This is a genomic window from Streptomyces cyaneofuscatus, from assembly GCF_000718135.1.
Lineage (GTDB): Bacteria > Actinomycetota > Actinomycetes > Streptomycetales > Streptomycetaceae > Streptomyces > Streptomyces cyaneofuscatus.
Genome location: NZ_JOEM01000005.1, coordinates 456,289 through 470,638, shown reverse-complemented (window position 1 = coordinate 470,638; position 14,350 = coordinate 456,289). Strand labels below are relative to the sequence as shown.

The window sequence follows — 14,350 nt, the reverse complement described above, 5'->3', positions numbered from 1 at the left end:
TACCGTCAGGAAGGAACCACCCCACACCATGTCACCTGCACCCCCACGCTGGTCCAGATACGCCACCGCGCTCGCCGCCCTGCTGGCCACCGCCCTGGCCGTCCCCACCGCCACGGCCACGGCCGACGGCCCCGACGCCCGCGCCCCACGCGCCGCCGTCGACATCCCCACCGCGGACATCCCCGCCGCCGACTACCAGCAGGTCCAACTCGCCCTCGGCCCGGCCGAACTGGGCGAGGCCATGTCCCTCGCCGTGCTGCCCGACAGGTCCGTCCTGCACACCGCCCGTGACGGCACACTGCGCCTCACCGGCGCGGCCGGTTCGACAAAGACGGCGGGCAAGCTCGACGTCTACACGCACGACGAGGAAGGCCTCCAAGGCGTCGCCGTCGACCCGGACTTCGCGGCCAACCGGTACGTCTACCTCTACTACTCGCCCGCCCTGGACACCCCGCCCGGCGACGCCCCCACCACCGGATCCGCCGCCGACTTCGAGCCGTGGAAGGGGCACCTGAACCTCTCCCGCTTCGTGCTCAAGGCCGACGGCACGCTCGACACCGCCAGCGAGAAGGTCGTCCTCGAAATCGAGAGCGACCGGGGCCAGTGCTGCCACGTCGGCGGGGACATCGACTTCGACGCCGCCGGAAACCTCTACCTGACCACGGGCGACGACACCAACCCCTTCGAGTCCAGCGGCTACGCACCCATCGACGAACGCACCGACCGCAACCCGCAGTTCGATGCCCAGCGGTCCTCCGGCAACACCAACGACCTGCGCGGCAAGCTGCTCCGGATCAAGCCGACCGCCGACGGCGGCTACACCGTCCCGGCGGGCAACCTCTTCGCCCCCGGTACCGCGAACACCCGCCCCGAGATCTACGCGATGGGCTTCCGTAACCCGTTCCGGATGTCCGTCGACAAGTCGACCGGAGCCGTCTACATCGGCGACTACGGCCCCGACGCCGGAACCACCGACCCGAACCGGGGCCCCAGCGGCCAGGTCGAGTTCAACCGCGTCACCGAGCCCGGCAACTTCGGCTGGCCGTACTGCACGGGCACCAACACGCCCACGGAGACGTACGGCGAGTACGCCTTCCCCAGCGGCCCCGCCGGAGCGAAGTACGACTGCGCGGCCGGCCCGGCGAACAACTCCTTCCGCAACACCGGTCTCGCCACCCTGCCTCCCGCCCAGCCCGCCTGGATCCGGTACGCCGGTGACGCGGGCTCCCCGCCGGAGTTCGGCGGCGGCTCGGAGTCCCCGATGGCCGGACCCGTATACGACTTCGACCCGGACCTCGACTCCGCCGTGAAGTTCCCGGCCTCCCTCGACGGCCGGTTCTTCGCCACCGAGTACGGCCGCAAGTGGATCAAGCCGGTCGAGGTGAAGGCCGACGGATCGCCCGGCACCATCGACACCTTCCCGTGGACCGGCACCCAGGTGATGGACTCCGCGTTCGGACCGGACGGGGCGCTGTACGTCCTCGACTACGGGACCGGCGCCGGCAACCAGGCCCTCTACCGCATCGAGTACCTCGCGGGCAGCAACCGCTCCCCGGTCCCCCGGGCCGGTGCCGACAGGACCTCCGGGCCCACCCCGCTCGCGGTCTCCTTCTCCTCGGCCGGCAGCAACGACCCCGAGGGCGGAAACCTCACCTACGCCTGGGACTTCGGCGACGGAGCCACCTCCACCGACCCGAACCCCGGCCACACCTACACCACCGCCGGGACCTACAATCCGACCCTCACCGTCACCGACCCCGAAGGGCTCACCGGCACCGCGAGCCTCGTCGTGACGGCGGGCAACACCGCGCCCACGGTCACCCTCACCACCCCGGCCGACGGCACCCTGTTCTCCTTCGGCGACTCCGTCCCGTTCACCGTGACCGTCAGCGACCCCGAGGACGGCACGGTCGACTGCTCCAAGGTCAAGGTCACCTACCTCCTCGGCCATGACAGCCACCGCCACCAGATCACCTCGAAGAACGGCTGCTCCGGCACCATCGACGTGCCCGTGGACGGCGAGCACGACAGCGCCGCCAACATCTACGGGGTCTTCGACGCCGAGTACACCGACGCGGGCGGGCTGACCACCCACAGCGACTCCATCCTCCAGCCCCGCCACCGCCAGGGCGAGCACTTCGCCGCCCAGTCCGGCATCGAGGTCGCTCCGCACGGGCCGGCCGAAGGCGGCGCGGCGGTCGGCTACACGGACAACGGCGACTGGGTCTCCTTCAAGCCGTACGTCCTGTCCAACGCCTCCTCCATCACGGCGCGGGTCGCCTCGGGCGGCGCGGGCGGCACCCTGGAGGTACGAGCCGGCTCTCCGACGGACACCTTGCTCGCGTCTCTGCCCGTCGCCCCGACCGGCGGCTGGGAGAACTACGTGGATGTCACGGCCGACGTGAACAACGCGCCTTCAGGGTCCACCGAGTTGTTCTTCGTCTTCACCGGCCCGACAGGCCAGGGCAGCCTCTTCGACCTGGACGCCTTCACCTTCACCACACAGGGATTCAGCACGCAGGGAGCACAGGTGAGCAACCGATGAGACGATCCCGCATCCGCCGCCTGGCCTGCGCCGCAGCGCTCGCCCTCGGAGCGGCCCTCCTGAGCCCGGCCGTCCCGAGTGCGGCAGCCGCCGACCCGTACCAGGTCCTGGTCTTCTCCAAGACCGCCGGATTCCGCCACGACTCCATCCCGGCGGGCATCACCGCCATCCAACAGCTGGGCGCGGCCAACGACTTCACCGTCACCGCCACCGAGGACGCGACCGCCTTCACCCCGCAGAACCTGGCCGCGTACGAGGCCGTCGTCTTCCTCTCCACCACCGGCGACGTCCTGAACGACAGCCAGCAGAACGCCCTCAAGGGGTACGTCGACGGGGGCGGCGGCTTCGTCGGCGTCCACGCCGCGGCCGATACGGAGTACGACTGGCCGGAGTACGAGGACCTGGTGGGCGCCTGGTTCCAGAGCCACCCGGCGATCCAGGAGGCCCGCCTCACCACCGAGGACCACGTCCACCCGGCCACCGCGCACCTGGACGACACCTGGACGCGGACGGACGAGTGGTACAACTACCGGTCCAACCCGCGCGGAGACGTCCACGTCCTCCAGTCGCTCGACGAATCCAGCTACAGCGGCGGCGAGATGGCCGGCGACCACCCCATCACCTGGTGCCACCCGCAGCAGGACGGCCGCTCCTTCTACACCGGCCTCGGCCACACCATCGAGTCCTTCGCCGACCCGGACATCCGCCAACTCCTCCTGGGCGGTATCCAGTACGCGGCCGGAGCCGTCGAAGCGGACTGCTCTTCCACCGGGGAGCCCGGCCAGGGCGGGGACAGCGCCGAGGCGGAGGCGTACACCTCCTCCTCCGGTGTCCAGATCGCCCCGCACGCGGCGGCGAGCGGCGGCGCCACCCTCGGCTACATCGATCACGGCGACTGGGCGGGCTACGCCTCCCTCGACCCGGCCGGGGCCACCGCCTTCACCGCGCGGGTCTCCTCGGCCGGCGCGGGCGGCACCATCGAGGTCCGCGCCGGCTCCGCCACCGGTCCGCTCCTCGGCTCGGCGGAGGTCACGCCCACCGGCGGCTGGGACACCTTCACCGAGGTCACCACCCCCCTCACGGCCGCCGCACCGGGCGCGGGCCCGCTGTTCCTGCGGTTCACCGGGGGAGCGGGCGCCCTCTTCGACGTCGACCGCTTCACCCTCACCCGCACCCCGGCCACCGAGGACGAGGGCTCCTTGGGCGTCCACCTCTTCTACTACCCCTGGTACGGCACCCCGCAAGGCCCGGCCGGGAGCTGGCGCCACTGGCAGCAGGGCGGCCACACCCCGCCCGCCTCCATCGGCGCCGACCTCTACCCCAAGCTCGGCCCGTACGACTCCGGGGACATCGCCGGGGCGGTCGACCAGCACATGAAGTGGGTGCAGCGGTCCGGCGCGGGCGTCATCGTCTACAGCTGGTGGGGGCAGGGGAGTTACGAGGACGGCCTCGCCGGTGACGTGATGGACGCCGCCGCCCGCCACGGCATCGAGGTCGCCTGGCACATCGAGCCGTACACCGGCCGCACCGCCGCCTCCGTCGTCGACGACATCGCTTACCTGGAAGGGGAGTTCGGCGACCATCCCGCCTTCTACCGGGACGCGGCCCACGGCGACCGCAACGCCTACTACGTCTTCGAGAGCCTGCGGATCCAGGACTGGTCGGCGCTGGACGCCGTCAAGGACACCGCCATCGTCCTCGCCCAGACCACCGACACCACCAAGGTCGCCCACTTCGGCGGGATCTACACCTACGACGGCATCGCGGGCGCCACCGCCCCCGGCTGGAAGCAGGCCGGCGACTACGCCAAGGCCAACGGCCTGGTCTGGGCCCCCTCGGTCGCCCCCGGCTACATCGACGACCGGGCCGTCCCCGGCAACACCACCCCCACCCTGGGCCGCGCGGACGGCGCCTCCTACGACCGCCAGTGGAACAACGCCCTGGACCCGGCCATCGGCGGTGACCCCACCTGGGTCTCCGTCACCTCGTTCAACGAGTGGCACGAGGGCAGCTCCATCGAACCGGCCGCCTCCGACCCGCCCCCGGGCCACGGCTACGAGACCTTCGAGGGGGCCTACGGCAAGACCGGGGCGGCCGCCGAGACGGCCTACCTGGACCGGACCGCGTACTGGGCGGACCGCTTCGAACAGCGGCGCGGGTAGCAGCCCAGGAAGCCCTCACCGGGCGGGCCCACAGACGAACGGCCGCGTTCCGGCGGGAACGCGGCCGTTCTTCACGTCCGAGGACCTCACCCGTCGCGCTGGATGTTCCGCATCCGCCCGTACGCGTACACGCACCCCGCCAGCGCCAGATCGGACAGGAGCATGAAGCCGATCGCGTAACTGTCCTTGGCGCTGTAGATCGCCCCCATCACCAGCGGCGGCACGAAACCGCCGAGCCCGCCCATCGCGCCGACGATGCCCGTCACACTGCCCACCTTCGGCTGCGGGGTCACCTGCGAGACCAGGGCGAAGACGCTGCCGCTCGCGGTGCCGAGCCCGGCCGCCATGGCCAGCAGAGCGATGGTGCCGACCGGATTCAGCGGCGGCTCGAAGGCCTGGGCGACCGCCATCAGGGCCGCCAGCAGCAGCGCCCCGGCGGTCACCAGCGCCGGGTGGATCCGGTCCGAGAGCCAGCCGCCGATCGGCCGGAAGACGACCGTGACCAGCGCGAACCCGGCCGCCTTGGTGCCCGCCTCGGTCGGTGACATCTCGTACCAGGTCTTCAGGTACGTCGGCAGATAGACCCCGAACGCCACGATCCCGCCGAAGCCGATCGCGTACAGCGCCGACAGCTCCCAGGTCACCCGCAGCTTCCCGGCCTCGCCCAGCCGGTGTACCAACGTGTCCGTGGGGATCTTCCGGTCGGGGTGGTCGCTGACCAGGACGGCGGCGAGCAGCGCGAACACCACCAGCGCGCCCGCGACCACGAGGAACGGCAGGTTGTCGCCGTGCTTCGCGATGCGCGGGGTGAAGTAGCCGGACAGCGCCACCCCGCCCATGCCCATCCCGAACACGCCCAGCGCGAACCCCCGCTTGGCGGGCGGGAACCACGAGTTGACCAGCGGGACACCGATCGCGAACGTCGTCCCGCCGAGCCCGAGCAGGAAGCCGACCGCGATCATCGCCCCGTACGAGTTCTTCGCCGGGATCAGCAGCAGCACCGGCACGATCGTCAGCGCCGACACCAGCGGGAACATCAGCTTCGCGCCGTACTTGTCGGTCAGCGCGCCCACCGGGATCCGGCCGAGCGACCCGACGAGGACCGGCACAGCCACCAGGAACGACTGCTGGAACGAGCTGAGCTGGAGCCGGTCCTTGTAGTCGCCGGACATCGGCGCGATCAGGTTCCACGCCCAGAAGGTGAGGGCGAAGCCGATCGTCGCCATGGCGAGATTGCAGTACGCGGCCGGGGAGGGCGCGGGGGCCGCCGGGGCGGAGGCGTCCGGAGGCTCGGGGGACTGCTTGACGGCGGTATCCACACGGCAAGTCAAGGCCGCGGGGAAGCGCACGGCCCGCCGGACTGCGCCGACCGGGCGACAGCGGCTTCCCGAGGCTCCCCGAGGGCTCCTTTCCGCCCCCCCCTCAGCCGATATCGCCACAAGCTGGGACAATCGCGGTATGGACCGGCTGGACAGGGAAATCCTCGGCATTCTCCAGGAGGACGCGCGGATCTCGTACCGGGATCTGGGCGTACGCGTGGGGCTCAGCGCCAACGCGGCGGGCGACCGGGTCCGCCGTATGCGCAAGGACGGGGTGATCCGCGGCTTCACCGTCATCGTCGACCCGGCCGCCGACACCCGTTCGGGCCTGGTCGTCTTCATCGATGTGACGCTGCGGCTCGACACGACGAACGAGGAGTTCGAGCGTTCGGTGCTGATGCTGCCCGGGATCACGGAGGTGGTGCACGTGACGGGCGGCCACGACTACCTGATCCGCGCCACGGCGGCCGACCCGGTGGCGCTGGACTCGCTGCTGCGGCGGCTGAAACGGGAGGCGGGGGTGGCCCACTCCACCACCCGGATCGCGCTGCGGGCGGCCCCGAAGCACTGATCGCACCTCCTCGGCGGTGCTTACAGCGGCGCCTCCCAGGTCACCGCCGCCGACCCGCCCCCCGCCTCCGCGTCGTCCCCGTCATCGGCCACCACCAGGCGCACCGCGCTCCGCCCGTCGGGCAGCCGCACCGTCGCGTCCACCGCCACATCGATCGCCGAGATCCCGGGCCTGCGGTGCGCGGCGGCCAGCGCCCCGCGCAGCGCGGCCAGCAGCTCCCGGCCCGTCCCCTCGCCCACCAGCGCGTCCACCGCCCCCGTGAAGTGCACCGACGGCGGGAACCCCAGCAGCGCCGCCGCGCCCCCGGTCTCCCGCAGCACCCGGCCCCGGAACGTGCTCGGGGCCTCGGCCGGCGGCTGCTGGAGGGCGAAGATCGCGGTGCGGACCTCCTGGATGGTGGAGTCCAGCTCGTCCACGGCCCGCCCGAGCAGCTCGCTCGCGTCCTCCTCCGTGGCCGCCCGCCGGCGCGTCGACTCCAGCATCATCTCGGTCGCGAAGAGCCGCTGGACCACCAGATCGTGCAGGTCACGCGCGATCCGGTCGCGGTCCTCGTACACCGCGAGCCGCTCCCGGTCCGCCTGCGCGTCCGCCATCACCAGCGCCAGGGCGGCCTGCGAGGCGAACTGGGTCGCCAGCAGCCGGTCGACCGCCGTGTACGGGGGTGCGCCGCGCCGCCGGGGCAGCGCGAGGGTGCCGATGAGCCGGCCGCCGCTCTGGAGCGGCAGCATCATGCTGGGCCCGAACCGGGACCGTACGTCGGTGGTCATCCGGGGGTCGGTGGCGGAGTCGTCGATGAAGACCGGCTCGCCGCCGAGCAGTTGGACCAGGACGGGGGAGCCGGGGGCGATGGTCGTGCCGACGATGCCCGCCGGGTCGTCGAGCGTGGAGGCGGTCACGATCTCCATCCCGCCCGCCTCGGTGGGCTGGAGGATCACCCCGGCCGAGGCACCGGCCAGCACCCGGGCGCTCTCGGCCACGGTCATCAGGGCGTCGGCCGCGTCCGTGCCGGTCAGCAGGGCCGTGGTGACGGCGGCCGCCCCCTCGATCCACCGCTCCCGCTGCCGGGCGCTCTCGTAGAGCCGGGCGTTGCCGATGGCGATGCCCGCCTGGGAGGCGAGGACGTGCAGCAGGGCCCGGTCCGTCTCGGAGAATGGGCCTGAACTCTTCTCCGCCAGGCAGAGGTGGCCGAACAGTTGGGTGTGCACCTGGATCGGGGCGGTGAGGAAGGCCGGGGCGGGCGGTGCCTTCCTTCCCTCCTCGGGAGGAAGAGCCGCCCGTCGCTCCGGGAGGAGCCGGCCGACGCGCTGCCGCTCCGCCTCGGTCATCCCGGTCGTGTACAGCGCCTCGGTCCGGTCCTGGTCGGGTTCCAGCACGCCGAGGGCGCCGTAGCGGGCCCCGGTCAGGGTGGTCGCGGTGTCCACGATCTGCTGGAGGGTGGCCCGCAGCCCGAGGTCGCTGCCGATGCTGAGGACGGCCTCCAGCAGGAGGGGCAGTCGGCCGACGGAGGTCAAGGCGCCCCTAACCCGCCAGCGGGTTCAGAACCATCGGCTGGATCCTGCCGTCCAGCATCGCGCCGAGGCCGAGCACCGAGCAGACGTCGGGCCGGTCGGCGATGTGCACCGGCATGCCGGTCGCGTCCCGGAGCATCTCGTCGAACCCCGGGAGCAGCGCGCTGCCGCCCACCATCATGATCCCGCGGTCCGCGAGGTCGGCGACCAGATCGGGCGGGCACTCGCGCAGCACCTTGCCGACGCCGTCCAGGACGGCGGTGAGTGGCGTGTGGATGGCCTTCCGTACGGCGGCGGTGTCGACCTGCACCGAGCGGGCCAGGCCGGTCGCCACGTCCCGGCCGTGGATCTCGGTGAGCGCGGGCCCGGTGAGCTGGAGGCCGTTGCCGTGCAGCGCCAGCTGCAGCGGGCGCACGGACTGGCTCGGCAGCATCAGCGCGTGGTGCTGGCGCAGGTGCTGGATCACCGCTTCGTCGATGGCGTTGCCGCCGACCGGGAGCCGGACGGCCGTCACGATCGAGCCGAGCGAGAGCACCGCGATCTGCGTGGTGGCCGCGCCGCACGCCATGATCATGGTCGCGGTCGGCTGTTCCACCGGCAGCCCGCAGCCGGCCGCCGCCGCGATCAGCGTGTCCACCAGCTCGACCCGCCGGGCGCCGAGCCCGGTGAGCGTCTCCACCGTGGCGCGCCGGGCCAGCGGATCGGCCTCGTGCGGGATGCAGGCGGCGGCGCGCAGCCGGGGCTTGCGGCGCAGCTGGCGGCGGAGCTTGTCGCCGAGCAGGTGGCGCAGCATCCGCTGGGCCATCTCGATGTCGACGACGGTTCCGCCGGAGACCGGGCGGACCACCCGGATGTATTCGGGGGTGCGGCCGGTCATCTGCTCGGCGAGCACACCGACCGCGATGAGCGATCCCGTACGGGTGTTGACGGCGGCGACGCTCGGTTCGTCGACGACGAGCCCGAGCCCCTTGACGTACACACGGGTCCTCGCGGCCCCGAGATCGACGGCGATGTGGCAACGCTGCAACTGCTCAAGGCTGACGGTCACGGCAGGTTCTCCCGAGAGCACGGATGGGGGTACCGGCGGCAGCCGGCCTCTCATCGCATCGTCGCGTTCCCCACCGGGCCGCGCGCGCTGGGATGCGCCGTACGAGGGTCGCGAGCTGACGCCCCGCCAGGTGGCACAGCCCCCTCAGCCGGGCAGCAGCCGCTGGAACAGCCCCCAGGTGAACTCGGCGATGTACGGCTCCCCGCTGCCCGGGTCGGTGAGGGCCAGCGCCCACCGGGTCGGTGCGCTGCCCTCCATCGGCCGGGCCGGGGGGAAGGCCCGGGCCACCTCGTCCACGGTGCACGACCAGGGACGCAGAGACGGTACGGAGGTGAGCTCGGGGCCCGCCGCCCCCGGCGCCCGGACGAGCCACTCGTTCCACACGGCCCCGCCCGGCGCGGCCATCACCTCGAACCGGAGGTCCGGCCAGAGCGGCACCGGCCAGAGCAGCGCCTCGCACTCCAGGTCGCCCACCCGGCGCTTCAGCGTCAGCTCCGGCTCACCGAGCACCGAGCGGTAGCGCCGCAGCGATCCCCGCCCCCGGGGCGCGCGGACCATGGCCTGCCAGCGGCGGTTGGCCTCCCGCATGTCGGCGAGCGAGGCGCTCAGCTCCTGCCGTGCCTCCTCGACCAGATCGGGCTGGTGGTCGGCCATCCGGCGCAGCAGGACGAGCTGGAATTCCAGGGGGCCGAAGGGGGTGGGAGCGGTCATGCCGCCCATCCTCCCGCAGGTCAGGCGTATCGGACCGGCCGTCCGCGGAATCCCGTGTTCCTCACAGGATCCTCACCTGGTCCGCTTCCTGAGTCGATCTCCGCGCGTCTAATCTGCGGGCGCCATGGATTACTGCCACCCGTGCCGACGGCATCTCAACGGAGCCCTGGCCTGCGCCGGGTGCGGGACTCCCGCCGAGGCACTGGGCCCCTTCGAGGTACCCGCGCCGACCCTCGCGGGCCACGCGCAGGACGCCCCCGCCGATGCCGCCGCGCCGGCGCCCGCCGCCCGGTCGCGCCGGCGTGCGCGGGGCAGCCACCGCAGACGCGGCCGTACGGTGCTTCTCGCGGTGGGCGGTCTGGTCCTCGCGGCGGGCGCGCTGAGCCTGGCGGAGCTGGCCATGGAGCCGGGCCGGGACGACACCGCCGCCGACTTCGTGGAGGATGCGCCGCGCGGCCCCGACGATCCGGCCGTCCCGGACTCCGTCTCCGGCGAGCCGCCGCAGGATCCGGGCCCGGTCACGACCGGCCGGGGCAGACCCGTGGACCCGTCGCCGTCGGGCAGCGCGACGGCGGCCGACCCGGCGGAGTCACCGGCCCCCGACGCCACGGCCGCCCCCACGGCCTCGAAGGACCCCGAACCCGACGAGGCGACGACCACCCCCGCCTCTCCGCCGGACGCCTCGGACAGCCCGCCGGCCGACCCGTCCGGGCCGGTCGAGCCGGAGGACCCGCAGGAGCCGCCGACCGTACCGGCGCCTCCGCCCCCGCCGGGCGACCCGACCGAGGACCCGGCACCCACGCCCTCCCCGACACCGTCGCCGACCTGCACCCGCTTCCTGTGGTGGTGCACGTAGCGCCTCTCGTCTGGATCAGCCCTCGCCCAGCATCCGCCGCAGCAGATCCCGCAGAACGGTCCGCTCCGCGTCCGACAGCTCGGCCAGCGGCTCCCGGGCGAAGTTCAGCGAGTCACGCAGCTCCCGGGCCGTCCGCCGCCCCGCCTCCGTCGCGGCGGCCAGCTTCACGCGGCGGTCGACCGGGTCCGCCCGGCGTTCGACCAGGCCGCGGGTCTCCAGGCGGTCCACGATGCCGGTCACGTTCGACGGCTCGCACTTCAGCTTGACGGCGATCTTCCGCATCGGGGTCGGCTCCAGCGCGAGCAGCCCGAGGACCCGCGCCTGTGCCCCGGTGAGGGAGTGCTCGGCGGCGGCCCGGTCGTACTCCTCGTGGTAGCGCGCCACGACGGTGCCGATGAGCTCGACGACCTCAAGGGTCAGGGGGTCTGTGCGGGTGGCCATGGGCACCAGCGTACCGATTTACTTGACAATATGAAATATTCAGGTGCACGGTTGTTTCATGTCATGAAGCTTTCCCCCAAGGCTTCCCCCGTAGGACATTGAGGAGACCCCGAGCCCATGTCTGCAGCACTTCCCACGTCCAGCCGCGAATGGCACCTCGTCGCCCGCCCCCACGGCTGGCCCAAGGCCGAGGACTTCGCACTGCGTGAGGCCGCCGTGGCCGCTCCGGCCGAAGGCCGCATCCTCGTCCGCAACAAGTTCTTCTCCGTCGACCCGTACATGCGCGGCCGGATGAACGACGTGAAGTCGTACACCCCGCCCTTCAAGCTCGACCACCCCATGGACGGCGGCGCGGTCGGCGAGGTCATCGCCTCGAACGCCGAGGGCTTCGCCGTCGGCGACCACGTCCTGCACGGCCTCGGCTGGCGCGAGATCGCCGACGTGCCCGCGAAGCACGCGGTGAAGGTCGACCCCGACCTCGCCCCGCTCTCCGCCTACCTCGGCGTGCTCGGCATGACCGGACTCACCGCCTACGCGGGCCTGTTCGACGTCGCCTCCTTCAAGGAGGGCGACGCGGTCTTCGTCTCCGGCGCCGCCGGTGCCGTGGGCAGCCAGGTCGGCCAGCTGGCCAAGCTCAAGGGCGCCTCCCGGGTCATCGGCTCCGCGGGCTCCGACGAGAAGGTCAAGCTCCTCACCGAGGAGTACGGCTTCGACGCCGCGTTCAACTACAAGAACGGGCCCGTCCGCGACCAGCTCAAGGAAGCCGCCCCGGACGGCATCGACGTCTACTTCGACAACGTCGGCGGCGACCACCTCGAAGCGGCCATCGGCGCGCTCAACGTGCACGGCCGCGCCACCATCTGCGGCATGATCGCGCAGTACAACGCGACCGAGCCGACCCCCGGCCCGCGCAACATGGCGCTGATCATCGGCAAGCGGCTGCGCCTCCAGGGCATGCTCGTCGGCGACCACGCCGACCTCCAGCCGAAGTTCGTCGAGGAGGTCGCCGGCTGGCTGGCCTCCGGCGAGCTGAAGTACCGCGAGACGACGGTCGAGGGCATCGAGAACGGCTACGACGCGTTTGTCGGCCTCCTGCGCGGTGAGAACACCGGGAAGATGATCGTTTCGCTCGTCTGACCCGCCCCGGGCCCGGCCCGGGTCCGCCCCCGACCCGCCCCCGGCCCGTTCCGGTCACGCGTTAGGCTCATGCCAGGCCGTCGCGATCGTGGGCGCGAGTCGCGGCGCACCAACAGGAGGAATCCTCACATCATGACCATCCAGAAGATCGACGTCGCCTACACCGCTGTCGCCACCGCCGAGAACGGCCGTGACGGCCGCGTCTCCTCGGACGACGGCCAGCTCGACGTGGTCGTCAACCCGCCGAAGGCGCTCGGCGGCAGCGGCGCGGGCACCAACCCGGAGCAGCTCTTCGCGGCGGGCTACAGCGCCTGCTTCCAGGGCGCGCTGGGCGTCGTCGCCCGCCAGGAGAAGGCCGACATCTCCGGCTCGACGGTCACCGCCTCGGTGTCCATCGGCAAGACCGAGGCCGGCGGCTTCGGCCTGGAGGTCGCCATCAGCGCGACCATCCCCAACGTCGACGCCGCCACCGCCCAGTCGCTCATCGAGAAGGCCCACCAGGTCTGCCCGTACTCGAACGCGACCCGCGGCAACATCAAGGTCGAGCTCTCGGTCGCCTGACCCGGCAGCAGCCTTCGCGCGTGAGGACCGTACCCCGCTCCGGGGTGCGGTCCTCGCCGTTTCCGTACTGCTTCCGTACGCCAGTACGCTGACGCCCATGAACGATCTCGGGGCAGGCTTCGGCTACTTGATGAAGGGCCAGCGCTGGGTCCTCGGGCACGGCCGGTGGTTCGGCTTCGGGCTGCTGCCCGGACTCATCACCCTCGTCGTGTACGCCGGCGCCCTGGTCGGACTCGGTTACGGCGCCGACGACTTCGTCGCCTGGGCCACCCCGTTCGCCGACGACTGGTCCTCACCCTGGCTCGGCCTGCTCCGCACCACGCTGACCGCGCTGGTCTTCGTCTTCGGCCTCTTCCTCGCCGTCATCACCTTCACCGCGGTCACGCTCCTGGTCGGCCAGCCGTTCTACGAGTCGCTCTCCGAGGAGGTCGAGCGCAGCGAGGGCGGCGAGGTCCACGAGTCCGGGCTGCCGCTCTGGCGCGAACTGTGGATCTCCGCCCGGGACTCCGTACGCATCCTGCTGCGCGTCGCCCTCTTCGGGATCGTCCTCTTCGCCTGCGGCTTCATCCCGGTCGTCGGCCAGACCGTCGTGCCCGCGCTCGGCCTCTGCGTCTCCGGCTACTTCCTGACCCAGGAGCTGACCGGCGTGGCCCTCCAACGCCGGGGGCTGCACCTGAAGAAGCGGCTGGGCCTGCTGCGCACCCGCCGGCTGCTGGTGCTCGGCTTCGGCGTCCCGCTCGCCCTCTCGTTCCTGGTCCCGTTCGTCGCGGTGTTCCTGATGCCGGGAGCGGTCGCCGGGGCCACCCTCCTGGCCCGCGAGCTGGTCGACCCGGCCGGCAGCGGTGACACGACCGCCCCGAAGGAGTGGGCCGTATGACCGAGCTGCTGGCCGTCGCCGCCATCACCGTTCTCGCCGTCATCAGCCCGGGCGCCGACTTCGCCATGGTCGTCCGCAACAGCTATCTGTACGGGCGCACCACCGGGGTCCTCGCGGCGGCCGGGGTCGCGGCGGGCGTCCTGGTCCACGTCACGTACACGATGCTCGGCGTCGGGCTGCTCATCGCCTCCTCCACCGCCCTGTTCACCGCGGTGAAGCTCGCCGGTGCGGCCTACCTGATCTACATCGGCGTACGCACCTTCCTGGCCCGCGCCGACCTTGACGTCGACCTCACCGACCGGCCCGGGCTCACCCGCTTCGGGGCGCTGCGCAGCGGCTTCCTGACCAACGCGCTCAACCCGAAGACGACCCTGTTCGTCGTCGCGACCTTCACCCAGGTCGTCGGCCCGGAGACCGCCCTCTGGCAGCAGGCGGGCTACGGACTCTTCATGTCGGCGGCGCACCTCGGCTGGTTCGCGCTGGTCGCGCTCTTCTTCTCGCACTCCCGGCTGCGCGGCGCGATGCTGCGCCGCCAGAAGGCGCTGAACCGGTCCATCGGCTCGGTCCTGGTCGGCCTCGGCGTCACCCTGGGCCTGGCGCGCTGAACCCCTGAT

The 14,350-nt window shown here is 72.2% G+C and carries 13 protein-coding genes; 8 read left to right on the top strand and 5 right to left on the bottom strand.

The genetic code is table 11. The features are described from left to right. Window positions 1-28: 28 nt before the first annotated feature. Together IF17_RS0111220 and IF17_RS0111215 are read left to right on the top strand one after the other, a co-directional pair. Window positions 29-2,545, top strand: coding sequence for a PQQ-dependent sugar dehydrogenase (locus IF17_RS0111220; RefSeq protein WP_030564716.1), 2,517 nt, complete (start codon window positions 29-31; stop codon window positions 2,543-2,545). Then, complete coding sequence (locus IF17_RS0111215; protein ID WP_030564714.1) at window positions 2,542-4,707, top strand: glycoside hydrolase family 99 protein; 2,166 nt, start codon at window positions 2,542-2,544, stop codon at window positions 4,705-4,707. Before IF17_RS0111220 ends, IF17_RS0111215 begins: the two co-directional genes overlap by 4 nt. Before the next feature lie 86 nt (window positions 4,708-4,793). On the opposite strand, the gene IF17_RS0111210 is transcribed toward IF17_RS0111215, so the two are convergent. Next, complete coding sequence (locus IF17_RS0111210; RefSeq protein ID WP_030564712.1) at window positions 4,794-6,026, bottom strand: nitrate/nitrite transporter; 1,233 nt, start codon at window positions 6,024-6,026, stop codon at window positions 4,794-4,796. A gap of 139 nt (window positions 6,027-6,165) precedes the next feature. Here IF17_RS0111210 and IF17_RS0111205 point away from each other — a divergent pair, with 139 nt between their 5' ends. Beyond that, complete coding sequence (locus IF17_RS0111205) at window positions 6,166-6,597, top strand: Lrp/AsnC family transcriptional regulator (protein WP_018511664.1); 432 nt, start codon at window positions 6,166-6,168, stop codon at window positions 6,595-6,597. A gap of 20 nt (window positions 6,598-6,617) precedes the next feature. Here IF17_RS0111205 and IF17_RS0111200 read toward each other — a convergent pair whose 3' ends face one another. The 3 genes from IF17_RS0111200 to IF17_RS0111190 all read right to left on the bottom strand — a co-directional run bounded on the left by IF17_RS0111200 (window position 6,618) and on the right by IF17_RS0111190 (window position 9,864). Then, window positions 6,618-8,108, bottom strand: coding sequence for a GAF domain-containing sensor histidine kinase (locus tag IF17_RS0111200; protein ID WP_030564710.1), 1,491 nt, complete (start codon window positions 8,106-8,108; stop codon window positions 6,618-6,620). Between the two features lie 7 nt (window positions 8,109-8,115). Then, window positions 8,116-9,153, bottom strand: a complete 1,038-nt coding sequence (locus IF17_RS0111195) for a rod shape-determining protein (protein WP_030564708.1) — start codon at window positions 9,151-9,153, stop codon at window positions 8,116-8,118. Window positions 9,154-9,297: 144 nt separating this feature from the next. Continuing rightward, entirely contained in the window at window positions 9,298-9,864 is a 567-nt protein-coding gene (locus IF17_RS0111190) for a hypothetical protein (protein ID WP_030564706.1), read from the bottom strand. Between the two features lie 124 nt (window positions 9,865-9,988). Between IF17_RS0111190 and IF17_RS0111185 the strand changes: the two genes are divergently transcribed. Further along, on the top strand, window positions 9,989-10,720 hold the full coding sequence (locus tag IF17_RS0111185; protein WP_030564705.1) for an SCO2400 family protein: 732 nt from the start codon (window positions 9,989-9,991) through the stop codon (window positions 10,718-10,720). A 15-nt stretch (window positions 10,721-10,735) separates the two neighbouring features. Here IF17_RS0111185 and IF17_RS0111180 read toward each other — a convergent pair whose 3' ends face one another. Beyond that, window positions 10,736-11,161 carry a MarR family winged helix-turn-helix transcriptional regulator gene (locus IF17_RS0111180; protein WP_030564704.1) on the bottom strand — a complete coding sequence of 142 codons (426 nt, stop codon included), beginning with the start codon at window positions 11,159-11,161 and terminating at the stop codon, window positions 10,736-10,738. A 117-nt stretch (window positions 11,162-11,278) separates the two neighbouring features. On the opposite strand from IF17_RS0111180, the gene IF17_RS0111175 reads away from it, so the two are divergent. The 4 genes from IF17_RS0111175 (at window position 11,279) to IF17_RS0111160 (ending at window position 14,341) form a co-directional block, all read left to right on the top strand. After that, the gene (locus tag IF17_RS0111175) at window positions 11,279-12,298 is read left to right on the top strand and encodes an NADP-dependent oxidoreductase (RefSeq protein WP_030564703.1); all 1,020 of its coding nucleotides are present in this window, start codon (window positions 11,279-11,281) and stop codon (window positions 12,296-12,298) included. A 132-nt stretch (window positions 12,299-12,430) separates the two neighbouring features. After that, window positions 12,431-12,859, top strand: coding sequence for an organic hydroperoxide resistance protein (locus IF17_RS0111170; RefSeq protein ID WP_030564702.1), 429 nt, complete (start codon window positions 12,431-12,433; stop codon window positions 12,857-12,859). Window positions 12,860-12,956: 97 nt separating this feature from the next. Beyond that, a complete protein-coding gene (locus IF17_RS0111165; RefSeq protein WP_030564701.1) occupies window positions 12,957-13,736 on the top strand; it encodes an EI24 domain-containing protein in 780 nt (259 codons plus the stop codon). After that, window positions 13,733-14,341, top strand: a complete 609-nt coding sequence (locus tag IF17_RS0111160; RefSeq protein WP_018511673.1) for a LysE family translocator — start codon at window positions 13,733-13,735, stop codon at window positions 14,339-14,341. Before IF17_RS0111165 ends, IF17_RS0111160 begins: the two co-directional genes overlap by 4 nt. Window positions 14,342-14,350 lie beyond the last annotated feature (9 nt).

Excerpts from the sequence above, each read along its gene's own strand:
- IF17_RS0111220 (WP_030564716.1), top strand. The coding sequence starts at position 29 with ATGTCACCTGCACCCCCACGCTGGTCCAGATACGCCACCGCGCTCGCC.
- IF17_RS0111185 (WP_030564705.1), top strand. The coding sequence starts at position 9,989 with ATGGATTACTGCCACCCGTGCCGACGGCATCTCAACGGAGCCCTGGCC.
- IF17_RS0111175 (WP_030564703.1), top strand. The coding sequence starts at position 11,279 with ATGTCTGCAGCACTTCCCACGTCCAGCCGCGAATGGCACCTCGTCGCC.
- IF17_RS0111165 (WP_030564701.1), top strand. The coding sequence starts at position 12,957 with ATGAACGATCTCGGGGCAGGCTTCGGCTACTTGATGAAGGGCCAGCGC.
- IF17_RS0111180 (WP_030564704.1), bottom strand. The coding sequence starts at position 11,161 with ATGGCCACCCGCACAGACCCCCTGACCCTTGAGGTCGTCGAGCTCATC.
- IF17_RS0111190 (WP_030564706.1), bottom strand. The coding sequence starts at position 9,864 with ATGACCGCTCCCACCCCCTTCGGCCCCCTGGAATTCCAGCTCGTCCTG.
- IF17_RS0111160 (WP_018511673.1), top strand. The coding sequence starts at position 13,733 with ATGACCGAGCTGCTGGCCGTCGCCGCCATCACCGTTCTCGCCGTCATC.
- IF17_RS0111215 (WP_030564714.1), top strand. The coding sequence starts at position 2,542 with ATGAGACGATCCCGCATCCGCCGCCTGGCCTGCGCCGCAGCGCTCGCC.
- IF17_RS0111205 (WP_018511664.1), top strand. The coding sequence starts at position 6,166 with ATGGACCGGCTGGACAGGGAAATCCTCGGCATTCTCCAGGAGGACGCG.
- IF17_RS0111170 (WP_030564702.1), top strand. The coding sequence starts at position 12,431 with ATGACCATCCAGAAGATCGACGTCGCCTACACCGCTGTCGCCACCGCC.